This window comes from Xanthomonas sp. NCPPB 4037 (assembly GCF_041475695.2).
Lineage (GTDB): Bacteria > Pseudomonadota > Gammaproteobacteria > Xanthomonadales > Xanthomonadaceae > Xanthomonas > Xanthomonas campestris.
Window position 1 is genome coordinate 1,564,317 of record NZ_CM191261.1, and the last position, 15,639, is coordinate 1,579,955.

Annotated in this window: 11 protein-coding genes; 10 read left to right on the plus strand and 1 reads right to left on the minus strand. The window is 64.1% G+C overall.

Features of this window, described 5'->3' with window-relative positions; genetic code table 11:
• Positions 1 to 87 precede the first annotated feature (87 nt).
• From ACCQ01_RS06990 to ACCQ01_RS07020, 7 genes are all read left to right on the plus strand, one after another.
• A complete protein-coding gene (locus ACCQ01_RS06990; RefSeq protein ID WP_228432658.1) occupies positions 88 to 1,593 on the plus strand; it encodes a CoA-acylating methylmalonate-semialdehyde dehydrogenase in 1,506 nt (501 codons plus the stop codon).
• A 15-nt stretch (positions 1,594 to 1,608) separates the two neighbouring features.
• Positions 1,609 to 2,790 (plus strand): acyl-CoA dehydrogenase family protein, encoded by a 1,182-nt coding sequence (locus tag ACCQ01_RS06995; RefSeq protein WP_228432657.1) that lies wholly within the window; start codon positions 1,609 to 1,611, stop codon positions 2,788 to 2,790.
• Entirely contained in the window at positions 2,787 to 3,584 is a 798-nt protein-coding gene (locus tag ACCQ01_RS07000; protein WP_228432656.1) for an enoyl-CoA hydratase, read from the plus strand. The genes ACCQ01_RS06995 and ACCQ01_RS07000 overlap by 4 nt, the downstream gene beginning before the upstream one ends.
• Positions 3,584 to 4,756: an enoyl-CoA hydratase/isomerase family protein gene (locus tag ACCQ01_RS07005; RefSeq protein ID WP_228432669.1), complete on the plus strand. Its 1,173-nt coding sequence runs from the start codon at positions 3,584 to 3,586 to the stop codon at positions 4,754 to 4,756. The genes ACCQ01_RS07000 and ACCQ01_RS07005 overlap by 1 nt, the downstream gene beginning before the upstream one ends.
• 16 nt (positions 4,757 to 4,772) lie before the next feature.
• On the plus strand, positions 4,773 to 5,660 hold the full coding sequence (mmsB, locus tag ACCQ01_RS07010) for a 3-hydroxyisobutyrate dehydrogenase (RefSeq protein ID WP_228432655.1): 888 nt from the start codon (positions 4,773 to 4,775) through the stop codon (positions 5,658 to 5,660).
• 551 nt (positions 5,661 to 6,211) lie between these two features.
• A complete protein-coding gene (locus ACCQ01_RS07015; RefSeq protein WP_228432653.1) occupies positions 6,212 to 7,189 on the plus strand; it encodes a cation diffusion facilitator family transporter in 978 nt (325 codons plus the stop codon).
• A gap of 152 nt (positions 7,190 to 7,341) precedes the next feature.
• The gene (locus tag ACCQ01_RS07020) at positions 7,342 to 8,625 is read left to right on the plus strand and encodes an aspartyl/asparaginyl beta-hydroxylase domain-containing protein (protein ID WP_228432651.1); all 1,284 of its coding nucleotides are present in this window, start codon (positions 7,342 to 7,344) and stop codon (positions 8,623 to 8,625) included.
• A gap of 18 nt (positions 8,626 to 8,643) precedes the next feature.
• On the opposite strand, the gene ACCQ01_RS07025 is transcribed toward ACCQ01_RS07020, so the two are convergent.
• Complete coding sequence (locus ACCQ01_RS07025) at positions 8,644 to 10,146, minus strand: tetratricopeptide repeat-containing sulfotransferase family protein (RefSeq protein WP_228432649.1); 1,503 nt, start codon at positions 10,144 to 10,146, stop codon at positions 8,644 to 8,646.
• Positions 10,147 to 10,335: 189 nt separating this feature from the next.
• Between ACCQ01_RS07025 and ACCQ01_RS07030 the strand changes: the two genes are divergently transcribed.
• The 3 genes from ACCQ01_RS07030 to ACCQ01_RS07040 all read left to right on the plus strand — a co-directional run bounded on the left by ACCQ01_RS07030 (position 10,336) and on the right by ACCQ01_RS07040 (position 15,569).
• The gene (locus tag ACCQ01_RS07030; RefSeq protein WP_323370322.1) at positions 10,336 to 10,782 is read left to right on the plus strand and encodes a hypothetical protein; all 447 of its coding nucleotides are present in this window, start codon (positions 10,336 to 10,338) and stop codon (positions 10,780 to 10,782) included.
• A gap of 39 nt (positions 10,783 to 10,821) precedes the next feature.
• Complete coding sequence (locus tag ACCQ01_RS07035; RefSeq protein WP_228432648.1) at positions 10,822 to 12,402, plus strand: tetratricopeptide repeat-containing sulfotransferase family protein; 1,581 nt, start codon at positions 10,822 to 10,824, stop codon at positions 12,400 to 12,402.
• A gap of 314 nt (positions 12,403 to 12,716) precedes the next feature.
• Positions 12,717 to 15,569: a TonB-dependent receptor gene (locus ACCQ01_RS07040; RefSeq protein ID WP_228432646.1), complete on the plus strand. Its 2,853-nt coding sequence runs from the start codon at positions 12,717 to 12,719 to the stop codon at positions 15,567 to 15,569.
• The last annotated feature ends 70 nt before the right edge of the window (positions 15,570 to 15,639 follow it).

Sequence of the window (15,639 nt, forward strand, 5' to 3'; positions counted from 1 at the left end):
ATTAAGCAGTTCAAGACTGGGAAGGCGCTGGCTGGGTGCGAACAATGCGAAGCAGCTGGTCAGCCCCCTTTGTAAGCGAGCCCTGCAATGAGCGAATCCGTCCCACGCGTTTCCCTGTTGATCGATGGCGCCCTGGTCGCCTCCGCCACCACGCATTGGCAGGACGTCGTCAACCCGGCCGACCAGACTGTGCTGGCCCAGGTGCCCTTTGCCACGCCGGCCGAGGTGGACGCGGCCGTGGCCGCCGCGCAGCAGGCCTTCGTGGGCTGGCGCAAGACGCCGATCGGAACCCGCGCGCGCATCTTTCTCAAATATCAGCAGCTGATCCGCGAACACACGCCCGACCTGGCCGCCATCCTCAGCGCCGAGCAGGGCAAGACCCTGGCCGATGCCGAAGGCGATGTGTTCCGCGGCCTGGAAGTGGTGGAACACGCCGCGGCGATCGGCAACCTGCAGCTGGGCGAGCTGGCCAACAACGTCGCCAATGGCGTGGACACCTACACCTTGCTGCAGCCGCTGGGTGTGTGCGCCGGCATCACCCCGTTCAACTTCCCGGCCATGATTCCGCTGTGGATGTTTCCGATGGCCATCGCCACCGGCAATACCTTCGTGCTCAAACCCTCCGAGCAGGACCCGATGGTGACCATGCGCCTGGTTGAGCTTGCGCTGGAAGCAGGCATCCCCAAGGGCGTGCTCAACGTGGTGCACGGCGGCGAAGAAGTGGTCAACGCGCTGTGCGACCACCCCGATATCAAGGCGCTATCGTTCGTGGGCTCCACCAAGGTGGGCACGCATGTGTATCGGCGTGCCTCGCTGGCCGGCAAGCGCGTGCAATGCATGATGGGCGCCAAGAATCACGCGGTGGTGCTGCCGGACGCCAATCAGGAGCAGACCCTCAATGCGATGGTCGGCGCGGCCTTCGGTGCGGCCGGCCAGCGCTGCATGGCCGCCTCCACGCTGGTGCTGGTGGGCGAGGCACGGCAGTGGATTCCGGCGCTGGTGGCCAAGGCCAAGGGCTTGAAACTGGGCGCCGGCAGCACGCCGGGGACCGACGTGGGGCCGCTGATTTCCTGCGCGGCGCGCGAGCGCGTCGAAGGGCTGATCGCCTCGGGCGTGGAGCAAGGCGCCACCCTGGAACTGGATGGCCGCACGCCGCAGGTGCCTGGTCTTGAGCATGGCAATTTCGTCGGCCCCACCATTTTTTCCGGCGTCACCCCGGGCATGCGCATCTATGACGAAGAAATCTTCGGGCCGGTGCTGGTGATCCTGGAAGCGGCCACGCTGGAAGAGGCCATCGCACTGGTCAATGCCAATCCCAATGGCAACGGCACCGCGCTGTTTACGCAGTCCGGTGCGGCCGCGCGGCGCTTCCAGGAAGACATCGACGTGGGCCAGGTCGGCATCAACGTGCCGATCCCGGTGCCGGTGCCGCTGTTCTCCTTCACCGGCTCGCGCGCTTCCAAGCTCGGCGACCTGGGGCCGTACGGCAAACAGGTGGTGATGTTCTACACGCAGACCAAGACCATCACCGCGCGCTGGTTCGACGACGAGACGCTGGGGCATGGCGTCAACACCACCATTTCCCTCAAATAAGCGTAGCCCACAGCCATGAACGCAGCGATCCAACTGCCCACCGACCCGGTGGATTTGAACGACGAACAGCAGGCCTTCCGTGCTGCCGCGCGTGACTTCGCCGACAAGGAACTGGCCCCGCACGCCGCGCGCTGGGACGCGGAAAGCCACTTCCCACGCGAGGCCATCGGCAAGGCGGCCGAGCTGGGCTTCTGCGGCCTGTACACCGACGAAGGCGTTGGCGGCCTGGGCATGCGTCGCCTGGACGCGGCCATCGTGTTCGAGGAGCTGGCCACGGTCGATCCTTCCACTTCCGCCTTCATCACCATCCACAACATGGCCACCTGGTTGATTGCCAGCTACGGCAATGACGGCGTGCGTGCGCAGTGGGGCGAGGCGATGACCAGCGGTGCCAAGCTGGGCTCGTACTGCCTGACCGAGCCGGGGAGTGGCTCGGACGCGGCCTCGTTGAAGACCCGCGCCCAGCGCGACGGCGACGACTACGTGCTCAACGGCAGCAAGGCCTTCATTTCCGGCGCAGGCGCCACCGATGTGCTGGTGGTGATGGCACGCACCGGTGACGACGGCGCACGCGGTATCAGTGCGTTCGTGGTGGCGGCGGATGCGCCGGGCATCAGCTACGGCCGCAAGGAAGAAAAGATGGGCTGGAACAGCCAGCCCACACGTGGCATCACCTTGACCGATGTGCGCATTCCCGCCGGCAACCTGCTCGGCAAGGAAGGCGAAGGGTTCAAGATGGCGATGAAGGCGCTGGACGGTGGCCGCATCAATATCGCCGCCTGCTCGCTGGGCGCCGCGCAAGGCGCACTGGATGCGGCGCGCCGCTACATGGGTGAGCGCCGCCAGTTCGGCAAGAAGCTCGCCGACTTCCAGGCGCTGCAATTCAAGCTGGCCGACATGGCCACGCAACTGGTGGCCGCGCGCCAGATGGTGCACACCGCGGCGCGCAAGCTCGACGCCGGCAGCCACGACGCAACGGTGTGGTGCGCCATGGCCAAGCGCTTTGCCACCGACGCCGGCTTTGCGATCTGCGACGAGGCGCTGCAGATTCACGGCGGCTATGGCTATATCCGTGAATACCCGATCGAGCGCCTGCTGCGCGACAGCCGCGTGCATCGCATCCTGGAAGGCACCAACGAGGTGATGCGCATGATCATCGCGCGCCACCTGCTCAACAGCGAGGAGGAGTTGCGATGAGCGATTGGGAAGGACGCGCGCATACCGGCTTGCAGGTCGAGCGCGATGGCCACGTCGCCATCGTGACGTTGAGCAACCCGCCAGCCAATACCTGGACCGTGCACAGCCTGGCCGCGTTGCGCGACCTGGTGTTGGCGCTGGATGCCGACCGCAGCATCTACGCCTTGGTGATCACCGGCGCCGGCGACAAGTTCTTCAGTGCCGGCGCCGACCTCAAGCAATTTGCCGAGGGCGACAAGGCGCTGGCACGCGAGGCAGCGCGCCGTTTCGGCGAGGCCTTCGAAGCCTTGAGCGCGTTTCGAGGCGTGTCGATCGCGGCGATCAATGGCTACGCCATGGGCGGCGGCCTGGAATGCGCGCTCGCCTGCGATCTGCGCATTGCCGAACAACAGGCGCATCTGGCATTGCCGGAAGCCAGCGTCGGCTTGCTGCCGTGCGCCGGTGGGACGCAGAACCTGGCACGGCTGGTAGGCGAGGGCTGGGCCAAGCGCATGATCCTGCTTGGCGAACGCATTGATGCCGCCACCGCGCAGCGCATCGGCCTGGTGGAAGAGGTGGTCGGCCCCGGCGAAGCACGCGCGCACGCCATCGCCTGGACGCAACGCGCCGGCAAGCAAAGCCCGCAGAGCGTGGCGGCGTGCAAGCGCCTGGTGCAGGCCACCCGCCATGGCACGCACGCGGCCGCGCTGGTTGCCGAGCGCGAGGCCTTCGTGGACCTGTTCGAACATTCCGACCAGCGCGAAGGCGTGGCCGCGTTCCTGGAAAAACGCGCGCCGCAGTGGAGCGATCAATGATGGTGGAAACACACGCGTCCGACCAGGCACCGGTGCTGTTCGAGCAACGTGCCTGCGCCGATGGTCACTCCATCGGCATCGCCACCTTGAATGCGCCCAAGACCCTCAATGGTCTGTCGCTGGACATGACGCGGTTGCTGGACGCGCAACTGCGTGCCTGGGCCGATGATGCGCAGATTGCCTGCGTGGTCTTGCGTGGCGCCGGTGAAAAGGCGTTCTGCGCTGGTGGCGATCTGCATGGGCTTTATCAGAGCATGCGTGCGCATGCGGAGGCAATGCCCGAGATCGCGCAACGCGCTGCGCAACCGCAGGCCAATGCGCATGCCGCGGCGTTTTTCGAGGAGGAATACCGCCTCGACCATCGCATCCACACCTTTCCCAAGCCGGTGTTGTGTTGGGGGCACGGCATTGTGATGGGTGGCGGCATCGGCTTGATGTCGGGTGCCAGCCATCGCGTGGTCACCGAGCGCTCGCGGCTGGCAATGCCGGAGATCAGCGTGGGATTGTTTCCGGACGTGGGCGGCAGCTGGTTGCTGCGCCGCGTGCCGCACGGCGGCGGGCTGTTTCTCGCGCTCACTGGCGCACCGCTCAACGGCAGCGATGCCATCTACGCCGGGCTGGCCGACGTGCGCCTGGAACATGCGCAATACGATGCGGTGCTGGATGCGCTGAGCGCGCATGCCTGGACGGGTGATGCCGCTCACGATCGCGCGCAGCTGGGCGCTTTCCTGCAGGGTCTGGCGCAGCCAATGGAACCTGGCCCCTTGCAACTGCACGCTGCGCTGATCGCGACCATCGTCTCGGCCGGCACGCTGCAGCAGGTTGCCGACGCGCTACTGGCACTGCAAAGCGAAGACGCCTGGCTGCAGGCCGCGCGCGCCACCTTTGCCGCTGGCGCGCCGGGTTCTGCACGGCTGGCGTGGGAGCTGCAACGCCATCCCGGCACCACCACGCTGGCGGACGCGTTTCGCACCGAATACGTGGTGGCGCTGCACGCGGCCGCGCACGGCGATTTCGCCGAAGGCATCCGAGCATTGTTGATCGACAAGGATCGCCAGCCCGCATGGCAACCGCCAACGCTGGAACAGGCCGATGCGGCCTGGGCAGCCACCTTCTTCACTGCGCCGTGGCCGGCAGGGCAACACCCGCTGGCCGACCTTGGCGCGCGTTAATCCGGAGAGCAACCGCATGAGCAAGATCGCTTTTATCGGCCTGGGCAATATGGGCGGGCCGATGGCCGCCAACCTGATCAAGGCCGGGCACGAGCTGCGTGTGTTCGACCTGGTGCGCAGTGCGTTGGATACCGCACATGCCGCCGGCGCGCAGGTGGCCAGTTCCGCAAGCGACACCCTGCACGGCGCGGAGGTCGTCATCTCCATGTTGCCTGCCAGCAAGCACGTGGAAGGGCTGTATCTGGGCGGTGCCGGCATCCTTGCGCACATTCCCGCGGGCGCGTTGGTGATCGATTGCAGCACCATTGCGCCGGCAATGGCACGCACGGTGGCCACTGCTGCGCAGGCGCGCGGCCTGGACATGCTGGATGCCCCGGTGTCCGGCGGCACGGCGGGCGCGGCAGCCGGCACACTCACCTTCATCGTGGGCGGCGCTGCACAGGCGCTGGAACGCGCGCGTCCGGTGCTGCAGGCGATGGGCAAGAACCTCTTCCATGTCGGCGACAACGGCGCTGGGCAAGTGGCCAAGCTGTGCAACAACATGGCGCTTGGAGTGATCATGGCCGCCACCGGCGAAGCCATCGCGCTGGGCGTGGCGCAGGGGCTCGACCCGGCAGTGTTGTCGCAAATGATGGCGGTCAGCACCGGGCGCAGCTGGGCCACCGAAGTCTGCAACCCATGGCCCGGTGTACTGGAGAATGCACCTGCCTCGCGCGGCTACAGCGGCGGTTTCGGCAATGACCTCATGCTCAAGGACCTGGGCCTGGTCGCCGAGGCCGCGGTGCAGGCGGGCGCATCGATTCCGCTGGGCGAACTGGCACGCAACCTGTACGCCATGAACAGCCATGCCGGCAATGGCGCGCTGGATTTTTCCAGCGTGGTCAAGCTGGTGGCCAAGGTGTGAGGGCAGCTGATAAAGCTGGGACGCCCACCGCCAAGTGTGCGTCGCCGGCGCTGTCACCGGCATCCGTCTTGCAGGTGATCGAACGGGGCGGCGTAGGGTGCAGGGCGATGATCTACGGCCTGGCTGCGAGGCCCTTGCCCGCCTACCATCGCGGGACATACCGCAAGTCCCTCCGTGTAGGTTCTTGTGCGGCATCCATGCCGCATGAGGTCCCGCGACGGTAGGCGGGCAAGGGCCTGTCTAGATGGTCGGTACGCATGCTTGCGAGCAGTGCAGCCGTCTGATGCGGGGCGGTCTGGCCAGACTCTCCATCCGAGCACTGTCACTGTTAATACGACACCACTCCACCCGCCAATGAAGGCAACGTGGTCAGCACGTGCCGCCATTGCGACGGTGTTCGAGAGCTTTCGTTACCCGCCCAGGTTGCTATCCGGGCTGGGCAATAAGGCGCAGCGCCGCCCTCACGTGATGTGATCTCATCACGCGCCGGTGTAATAGTCTCCGCAACCGCGTGGCCCTAAGGTGCGCGCATTGCACAAGGCCGACACCCCATGGGACACGATCACAGCCACGCACCCAGCGAGATCCGCCACGAAACGCCGCTCTGGTGGGCGCTGGCTCTCACCGCCACCTTCCTGGTGGCCGAGGTCATCGGCGCGTTCGTGTCCAACAGTCTGGCGCTGTTGTCGGATGCGGCGCACATGGCGACCGACACCTTGGGTTTGATGATTGCGCTGGTCGCGGTCCGGCTCAGCCGGCGTCCGGCAGACGCGCGTCGCACCTACGGTTACGTGCGCCTTGAAGCGCTGGGCGCATTGGTCAATGGCGCGCTGCTGTTTGGCGTGGGCGCCTATATCCTCTGGGAAGCCGCGCAGCGGTTTCGCGCACCGCAGGATATTTCCTCCAACGGCATGCTGCTGATCGCCGGGCTGGGCCTGGTGATCAACCTGATCGCGATGAAGCTGCTGCACGCCGGCAGCGGCGAAAGCCTCAACGTCAAGGGTGCCTATCTGGAAGTCTGGAGCGACATGCTCGGCTCGGTCGCGGTGATCATCGGCGCCTTGCTGATCCGTTGGACTGGCTGGCAGTGGATCGACCCAGTGCTGGCGGTGCTGATCGGCCTATGGGTATTGCCGCGCACCGGGGTGTTGCTGCGCGAAGCGATCAATGTGCTGCTGGAAGGCGTTCCCAAAGGCATCGACCTCGCCCAGGTGCAGCAGGCGCTCACCAGCCATCCCGGCGTCGAAGACGTCCATGATCTGCACGTCTGGGCCGTGGCCTCCAGCACCCCGGCCTTGACGGCCCACGTGGTGGTTAGCGAAACGATCGACCGCGACCGCCTGCGTCAAACGCTGGGCGAACTGCTACACGACCGCTTCGACATCGCCCACGTCACCTTGCAGGTGGAGAGCGGCGATTGCGGAGCCGATCTGTGCGGCACGCCAAAGGCCGCGTCAGGCGCCGCGCATGACGATCACCACGGGCACGGGCACGGGCACGCACATGGACATGGCGGTCATTCCCACTGAGCGGTGGGTGGCGCCGTCGCTTGAGCGTGTTGCAAGTGTGCTATCGCAGTACGCCAGACAGGCGCCAGCGCTTCCGTCATCACGCCCGACTGGCGCACGGCCGCCTCCATCGTATGATCGGCGCGGGATGAGTTCTGCACACGGCGGGTGTCATGGCGCTACAGATCGAGCAGTTGAACGAGCGGGTTGCCGCACTCGTGCAAGCGGCTAGTGCCGCAGCGTCGGCAGGGGACTGGCAGCACGCCGAGGCGTTATGGGAGGGCGTGCGGCAACTGGCGCCGGCACACCCGCAGGCGCTGTATAGCCTGGGGGTTCACGCCTATCAACGCGGCGACACGCAGGCCGCGATCGCGTATCTGGACGGCGCGCGGGCAACCAGCCCGGGCGATCCGATGATCGTCTTGACCATTGCCGTGGTCAAGCAGGCGCAGGGGGACGTGGACGGCGAATGGCAGGCCATTGCCGCGGCGCTGGCGCTGGATCCGTACTTCTTGCCTGGCGTGTTGGCGAAAGCCGAGTTTCTGGAAGCGCGCGGCAAGCCGCGTGCGGCTGCCGGTGTCTACCGCGACGCCTTGAAGGTTGCACCACCGCAACCACAGTGGCCGGCCGTGCTGCGCCGCAAGCTCGCACGCGCCAGCGAGGCTGTCGAGCAGGACACGTTGGAGCTGGAGGCACAGCTGCGGACTGCGCTGCAGGTGCCGCGTCAGTCGGTGAATGCTGCGCTCCAGGGGCGATGGGATGAGGCGGCAGCGATCGCAAGCGGTCGATCCCGCCCATTTCATTCCCAGTCCAACCGTCTGCTCATTCCGCGATTGCCTGCATTGCCCTTCCATGACCCGGCGGCGTTTCCCTGGGTCGAAGCATTGCAGGAACAGACCGATGCCATCGCACAGGAGCTGCACGCCGTCATGGCGGCCGACAGCAGTGGATTTGCTCCCTATATCGCCTACGCGCCCGGTCAGCCGGTGAATCAGTGGGAACAACTCAACCACTCGCCCGCATGGAGCGCGTACCCGCTATGGCAACATGGCCAGCCCGTGGAGTCCCACCTGCAGCGGTGCCCTGCAACCGCTGCCGCACTGGCATCGGTCGATGCCGCGCAGATTGCTGGCGTCTGTCCCAATGCGATGTTTTCGGTCCTGGCACCGCATACGGTGATTCCTCCGCACCATGGCGAGACCAATGCACGCCTGGTAGCGCATCTGCCGTTGATCGTGCCGGAGGGCTGCAGCTTCCGGGTGGGCTACGACTGGCGGCAGTGGGAGATCGGAAAGGTGCTTGTGTTCGATGATTCGATCGAGCACGAAGCGCGCAACGAGAGTGCGCATGCACGCGTGGTGTTGATTTTCGACGTGTGGAATCCTCAATTGAGCGAGGAAGAGCGCGCCATGGTCAATGCCATGGAAGCGACCATCGCACGCCATCGCGCTGGATGAGTGCGCGCCGGCCATTGCTCAGTCTTCGATCGCGACGCCGGTTGCTGCGAGTGCCTGCCGTAGTGGCCCAAGGTGCGCGGCATACGCTCGCCAGCGACCCGATGCCTCGGCATGCAGCGGGCGGCGTACCTGCCAGTAGCTGGCAGTTCTGACCGCGTTCTGCGCGCGATGGAACTCCAGACACTGCGGTTCCCATGGCAGCTGCAGGAAGTCGAGCAGCGCCCGCAGGGTGGATTCCGGTGCGGTAACGAAGGCGTCGTAGTCGAACGTGTGGATGCTGTCCGGATACAGCGACAGCCAGTGCTGCATCAATTGCGCAGACGCCCCATAGAAATGACCGATGTCTTCCAGTCTGCCTGCATAACCGAATCGATGCGGATTGACTTGCTGCATGAAGATCGACAGCCCGTTGTCCAGCGGATGGCGACGTGTATGCACGATCCTTGCGGAGGGAAAGAGCTGCTTGATCAAGCCGACCAGTTCAAAGTTGTCCAGCCGCTTGTCGGTGATGTAGCGCAACTGCGCGTGGTGCGGAACCGCCAGCGCCACGCGTTGCCGATAGCTGGCCGCCAGCTGTGCCCGGGTCTGTGCGGGCAGGTCTTGCGCGGCCTGCGGAAACGGCGACAACGCCTGTGCAACCAGGCGGGGCAGCGCATCCAGCTCGCCCCCGGCGGCAATGCAGGGATGACGCGACAGCACTTGTTCGAGCAATGTGGAGCCGGAGCGAAACATGCCGCAAATGAACAACGGCGCCGGTACGTCCTGCGCAGTGAGCCGATCGGATTGCTCGCTCACACTGGCGCCATCGGCAAACGCGGCGCTGATATGGCTGAAGCGCTGTTGTGTCTGTTCCGGCTCGTAGCGGCGTGCCCGTGCGTAGCCATCGCGGTTGGCCGCGCTTGCGGTCTCGAATGCACGCTGGTGTAGCCCCAGGCGATCGTAAGCCTGCGCCAGTGCATGTGAGACGATCGCCGACAACGCTGCGTCCTGGCCCGGCAGGGCGACAGCATTGGCGAGCCTGATCAGGCGTGGATCCTGCGCATGCGCCGGTGGGTCCAGGTGCAGCAATCGGGCGGTCGCCTGCAGTTGGAGCGCATGGGTGGATGTGTCGGCGCCAATGAGTGCTACAAGTCGGGCATAGGCCGCGATCGCTTGATCGCGGGCGCCCAGTTCCTCGTGCAGATTGCCGAGGTTGAGCAGCGCCGGCGGATAGTCTGGATGGCACTGCAGGGCAAGTCCCAGTTCTTCAAGCGCCAGCGCGTCCTGGTGTAGGTGGTCGCTCAGCAGTGCGGCACGATTGAGGTGGATCTGTTCCGGCGCCGTAGCGCCGCAGAGCAGGGCCTTCCCGTACGCATCGAGTGCCCCGGTTGCGTCGCCATGATGGCGTAGCAGGTAACCCAGGTTGTACCAGGCATCGGCGCAGCGAGGCTGGGTGCGCAGCACTTGTCGATAGGCCTCGGTTGCCTGCTGCAGATGTCCCTGCTGCAAGAGTTTTGCGGCCTGCTGCAAAGAGGCGTTCAACGCATGCTCCCGAAACAGAGGTGGAGGAGTGGTGGCTGCATGCTTGGGCAGCGTGCGCGGTGTGTCAATCGGCTTGCGACGGAGGCGCGGCCTGCCCCGTACCCGGCCATGCGGTTGCCTTGTATGCTCGGGCATCGTCGACAGCGAAGACATGCAATGCCCATGTGGAAATCCTTCGGAACCCTGCTGATGGTGTGCGCAACGAGCGCAACGAGCGCAACGAGCGCAACGAGCGCAACGGCGCAGGAGGCGGCCACGCATGCCTGTGCGTCGGTGCTCGATCCGTTGCCACGGCTGGCCTGCTACGACGCGAGCTTTCCGCCATCGGCTGCAGTGCGCGCCGCTGAAGCCGGCAGGGGAATAAGGGAATTCGGTCGCGATCCAGCACACACTCCGGCGACGTTGACCGGAAAGCCGCCAGCACAGGTGAGCGCCACCGTCCGCGCGGTGGCCTATCAGACCGACGGTACCCGCGTCGTGGTGTTGGACAGCCAGCAGCGCTGGGCGCTCACAGAATCCACCAGCCGTGGTCATCTGGCTGAAGGCGACGCCGTGACAATTCGCAGCGCCGCGATGGGGAGCTACATGTTGGTCACCCCTGGCGGCGTCGCACTGCGTGCTCGACGCATCGATTGACAGCGCTGATACCAACGACCATGAGCGGGAGAGACCTGATTGACCGAGAGTGAGCAAAAAAGCATCCTGCGAGACGGATATCAGTTGTTGCGTCAGGGCCGCTATCACGATGCGGTTGCGCTGGCAGAGGGTGCTTGCGCACGCCATCCTGATGATGCGCATCTGCTTGAATTGGCCAGCGAAGCCCTGCTTGCGAACGGTGATCCAGACGCCGCGGCCGAGCGCATCGCGCGTGCTGCGGCGGTTGCGGTGTTTCCGGTCCCGCTCCTGATCAAGTACGGCAGCTTGCTGGTGCAGCTGCGCCGCCGCCACGAGGCCCGGCGCGTGGCTCGCCAGGCGCAGGCATTGTCGGCGGCGGATGGAGCGGCGCTCTGGCAGATCGGTACGCTTCACAGCGGCTGCCAGGATGTTGTTGCCGCACGCGACGCCTACCGACAGGCACTGACATTGCTCGGAGAGCAGCCGCGGCTGATGTACGACCTTGCGACGATGCAATTTTTCAGCGGTGAGTTCGATGCTGCAGAGCGCATTCTGGATCGGCTGTTGCAGTTGGTGCCGAACGCCGGCGATGCGTTGTACCTGCGCGCCAGTTTGCGACGACAGACCGCGCAGCAGAACCACCTGGAGGATCTGCGTCGCAGGTTGGCATCCACCGCGTTTGATCCGCAGGCGAGGGCAGCAGCTCTGTTTGCGCTATCAAAGGAGCTGGAAGATCTTGGTCGGCATGAGGAGGCGTTTCAGACACTGACGGTCGCAGCTGCCAGCAAGCGTGCGACCTTGCAGTACGACGTCGCTGCCGAGTGCGCGCGGATCGCGGAGATCCGCGACGCTTACGGTCCGGAAGCATTGCAGGCGCTGCGCTCGGGGCAGGGGGGCGAGGGCGTCATCTTCATCGTTGGCTTGCCGCGCTCGGGCACCACGCTGCTGGAACGCCTTCTCGTACAGCACGCTGACGCCCGTTCGGCGGGGGAGCTGATGGACTTCGGTGCGTTGCTGGGAACTGCAACGTCACGCATCGCGTCAAGCAACCCAGCGTTGACGGCGGCGCAGGCATCGCGGCAGATCGATTTTGCCGCGCTCGGTGACGATTACCTGCGCGGCGCGCGTGAGGTTGTTCATGGACACCCGCTGTTGATCGACAAGATGCCGATCAACTATCTCTACTGCGGAATGATCGCAGCGGCCTTGCCAAAGGCGCGCATCATCCACCTGGTCCGGGATCCGCTCGATACTTGCTACGCCATCTACAAAACGCTTTTCTACAACGCGTATCCATTCTCGTACGCGCTGGACGAAATTGGCGAGTATTACCTGGCATATCAGCAGACGATGCGTCATTGGCATGCGCTGCTGCCGGGGAAGATCCTGGACGTGCACTACGAAGAACTGGTGCGCGATACGGACAGCCAGATTACTCGGGTAGTGCAGTGGTGTGGGCTTGCCTCGCGCGAGGGCGTGCCCGAGATGGCAGATGTGGCCTTCGTCACCGCAAGTGCGGCTCAAGTGCGCGGAGAGGTGCATCAGCGCTCGGTACATGGCTCACGTCGGCATCTGTCTGGGCTCGACGCGCTCGTGCAACGGCTACAGGCGGCAGGGGTTGCAGTGCCAACTGCAAGGTGAGCGGTGCATCGACCTACATAGACAGTTGGTCAATTGCTCGATAAGCAATGCGAACCACTTGCTGTGTGATCTGCGCACCGTTTTGGGGCTTTTGCGCACTCTTTCGGAGCATTGCTGAACAGGGCTTTAATTTTCTTTGACATCGACTTAGCATCGGCTTGGCAGCGTTTTTAGGGCGCCTATTTCGCCCCCGCTAGCCAATGTGGTCAGCGCCGTTTGATGCGCTCGCCTGCGTCGTCGCAGTGGTTGCGTACTTGCCGCTCCCGGTGGCAGGTCTTGCCCTGCGCCACCCGTTCGCACTGTCGGAGAGAGAGATGAGATTGAAGACCACCAAGTTGCGCGATGCCATCAGGGTATCGCTCGCGGTTGGCGCCGCTGCCCTGGCGTTCACAGGTAGCGCGATGGCGCAAGAGCAGCCATCGATGGATGCCAAAAGCCTGGACACGGTCAACGTCACCGGTACGCGCATCAAGAGCCAGACGATGACTGCCTCCAGCCCCGTGGCAGAAATCAACAAGGAAGAATTTCAGTACACCGGCGCGACCAAGGTCGAAGATCTGATCAATCAATATCCCCAGCTTTCCGCAAGCTTCGACAACTTTGCCAACAACGGTTCGGATGGATATGCAACCGTCGATCTGCGTGGCTTGGGTGCGCAGCGGACCCTGACGTTGGTCAACGGCAGGCGTATCCCCAAGGGCATCGGCGAAAGCCCGGATATCAGCATCATTCCCGCCGCACTGGTGCGCAGGGTGGATGTTCTCACTGGCGGTGCGTCTGCGGTGTACGGGTCGGACGCTGTCGCCGGCGTGGTCAACTTTGTGTTGGACGACGAGTTTGAAGGCGTCAGTGTCGACATGGGCTACAACGCCTTTCAGCACGACAACGGCAACAAGCTGATGCGCGGCCTGATGGATGATGCCGGGTACGATTATCCAACGGGCAATTCCGGCTTTGATGGTATTTCCCGCAATGTGGATCTGGCGATCGGCGGCAGTTTCGGTGAATCGGGTCATGCGACCGCCTGGGCAACCTGGCGCGAAAATGATCCCTTGTTGCAAGGGCAGCGTGATTACTCTGCCTGTGCATTGAGCAACGGGGGCACTGCCTGCGGCGGCTCGGCGACTGCGGACCCTGCCAATTTTTACGTCGTTGCGCCGTCGGCGGGCGCGTTCTATGTGCAGCCTTCCGCAGGCGGGGCCTGGTCGCAGGTCGCTTCGCCCAATCTCTACAATTTTGCGCCGTTGAATTACTACCAACGGCCTGACACGCGGTACACGGCTGGCAGCAGCATCAAGTACGAGGTCAATGAGCACTTCAAACCCTACCTCGAGACCCTCTTTGTCAATCGCAAGAGTTCGACCCAGATTGCCCCATCGGGTGCGTTCTTTACCGACCTCAACGTCAACTGCGCAACATCGGTGATCGGTAGCCTGTGTAACGATGTCGGTATTACCGACGACGAGTTCACGGTGTACGTTGCCAAGCGCAACGTCGAAGGTGGCCCGCGCATTACCGATTCGGACACAAACAGTTTCAGCATCACCACCGGTGCACAGGGCGATATCGACGACAACTGGTCGTACGACGCCTCCTTTACCTATAACCGCAGTACCACCAAGTCGGAAAACATCAACGACTTTGTCACCACCCGCGTGCGCGACGCACTCTTGGGCTGCCAGCCTGGCGCGTTCGACGGATGCGTGCCGTACAGCGTCTGGAACGACAGCGTGACCGCTGCGGAGGCAGAAGCGCTACAGGGCGTCGGTATCGTCAATTACGAAACCTCGATGCGCGTGTTCAATGCCTATGTGACCGGCAACTTCGGTTACAGCCTGCCGTGGGCCGGCGACAATCCGATCAGTGTGGTCGGTGGCGTGGAAACCCGGACTGAAACCTTCAAGCGCGTCGCCGATAGCAATATGCAGACCGGCAACTTCACCGGTCTGGGCGGCCCGACATCCAATGTATCCGGCGATATCAGCGTCAAGGAATTGTTCCTGGAAGGCGCGGTGCCGCTTCTGGCCAACGCAGGCAGCCTGGATCACCTGGATATGCAGCTTGGCTATCGCTACTCGGACTACGACATCTCCGGGGGTGTCAGCACTTACAAGGCGGGTCTGGGTGCGACCTTCGTCGATGGCAAATACCACCTGCGGGCAGGCTGGAACCGCGCGATCCGCGCGCCGAACGTCACCGAGTTGTACAACGAAAATACGATCGGGCTGTGGAGCGGTAGCGACCCCTGCGCTGGCGCCAATCCAACATTTACCCAGGCTCAGTGCGCCAACACCGGTGTGACGGCCGCGCAATACGGCCGTGTGGCGGCAAATCCAGCAGGGCAGTACAACGAGATCGGTGGTGGCAATACTGCTCTGCAACCGGAAACGGCCAACACCTGGACGGTCGGTTTCGCGGCCAGCCCGATCAAGGGGCTCGATCTGAGCGTGGACTATTACGACATCAAGATCGACGACGCTATCCGTGCGATCGGTTCTTCCAACATCCTGACCGCATGCGGTGTCACCGGTAATGCGGACATCTGCAGCCGCGTCCGCCGCAACGCCACGACCGGCGATCTGTTCCGCGGCAGCGACCCGGATGTCTCCGGCCTGATCTTCAATTCCCAGGACAATTTCGGCTCCTTGCACTTCCAGGGTATCGATCTGACCGCGTCGTATGCATGGAGTGTCGGCCCGGGCCGCCTGACCGCCTCGATGATGGGCAGCTATGCCCTCAAGCAGGAATACGAGCCGGTTCCGGGTGTGCAGGAAGTGACCTACGACTGCGCTGGCGTGGTCAACGTGGCCTGCAACAGTGCCGAGTGGCGGCATGTGCTGAGCACGCGCTACAACTTCGACCGCTACACCGTCAGTCTGCGTTGGCGCTATATCGGTGAACTGGACTACCAGAACACCGACGGAACCCCGGGCACAACCGACGTGCGCCTGGTGAACCAGGACAACAAGGTGTCGGCGTACAACTACTTCGACCTGTCCGGTTCAATGCAGTTGGGCGATTACGTCACCTGGACGCTGGGTGTCAACAACATCGCCGACAAGGAGCCACCGCTGGTGGGGGGCAGCCTGACCTTCAACGGCAACTCCCTGGGTGGATACGACCAGGCGGGTCGTTATATCTTCACCAGTGTGGGCCTGCGCTTTTAACTGGAGTTGCGGTACTGGTTAAAAAAGAACGGCGAGCCTTGGCTCGCCGTTCTTTGTTCAGTGGTGATGG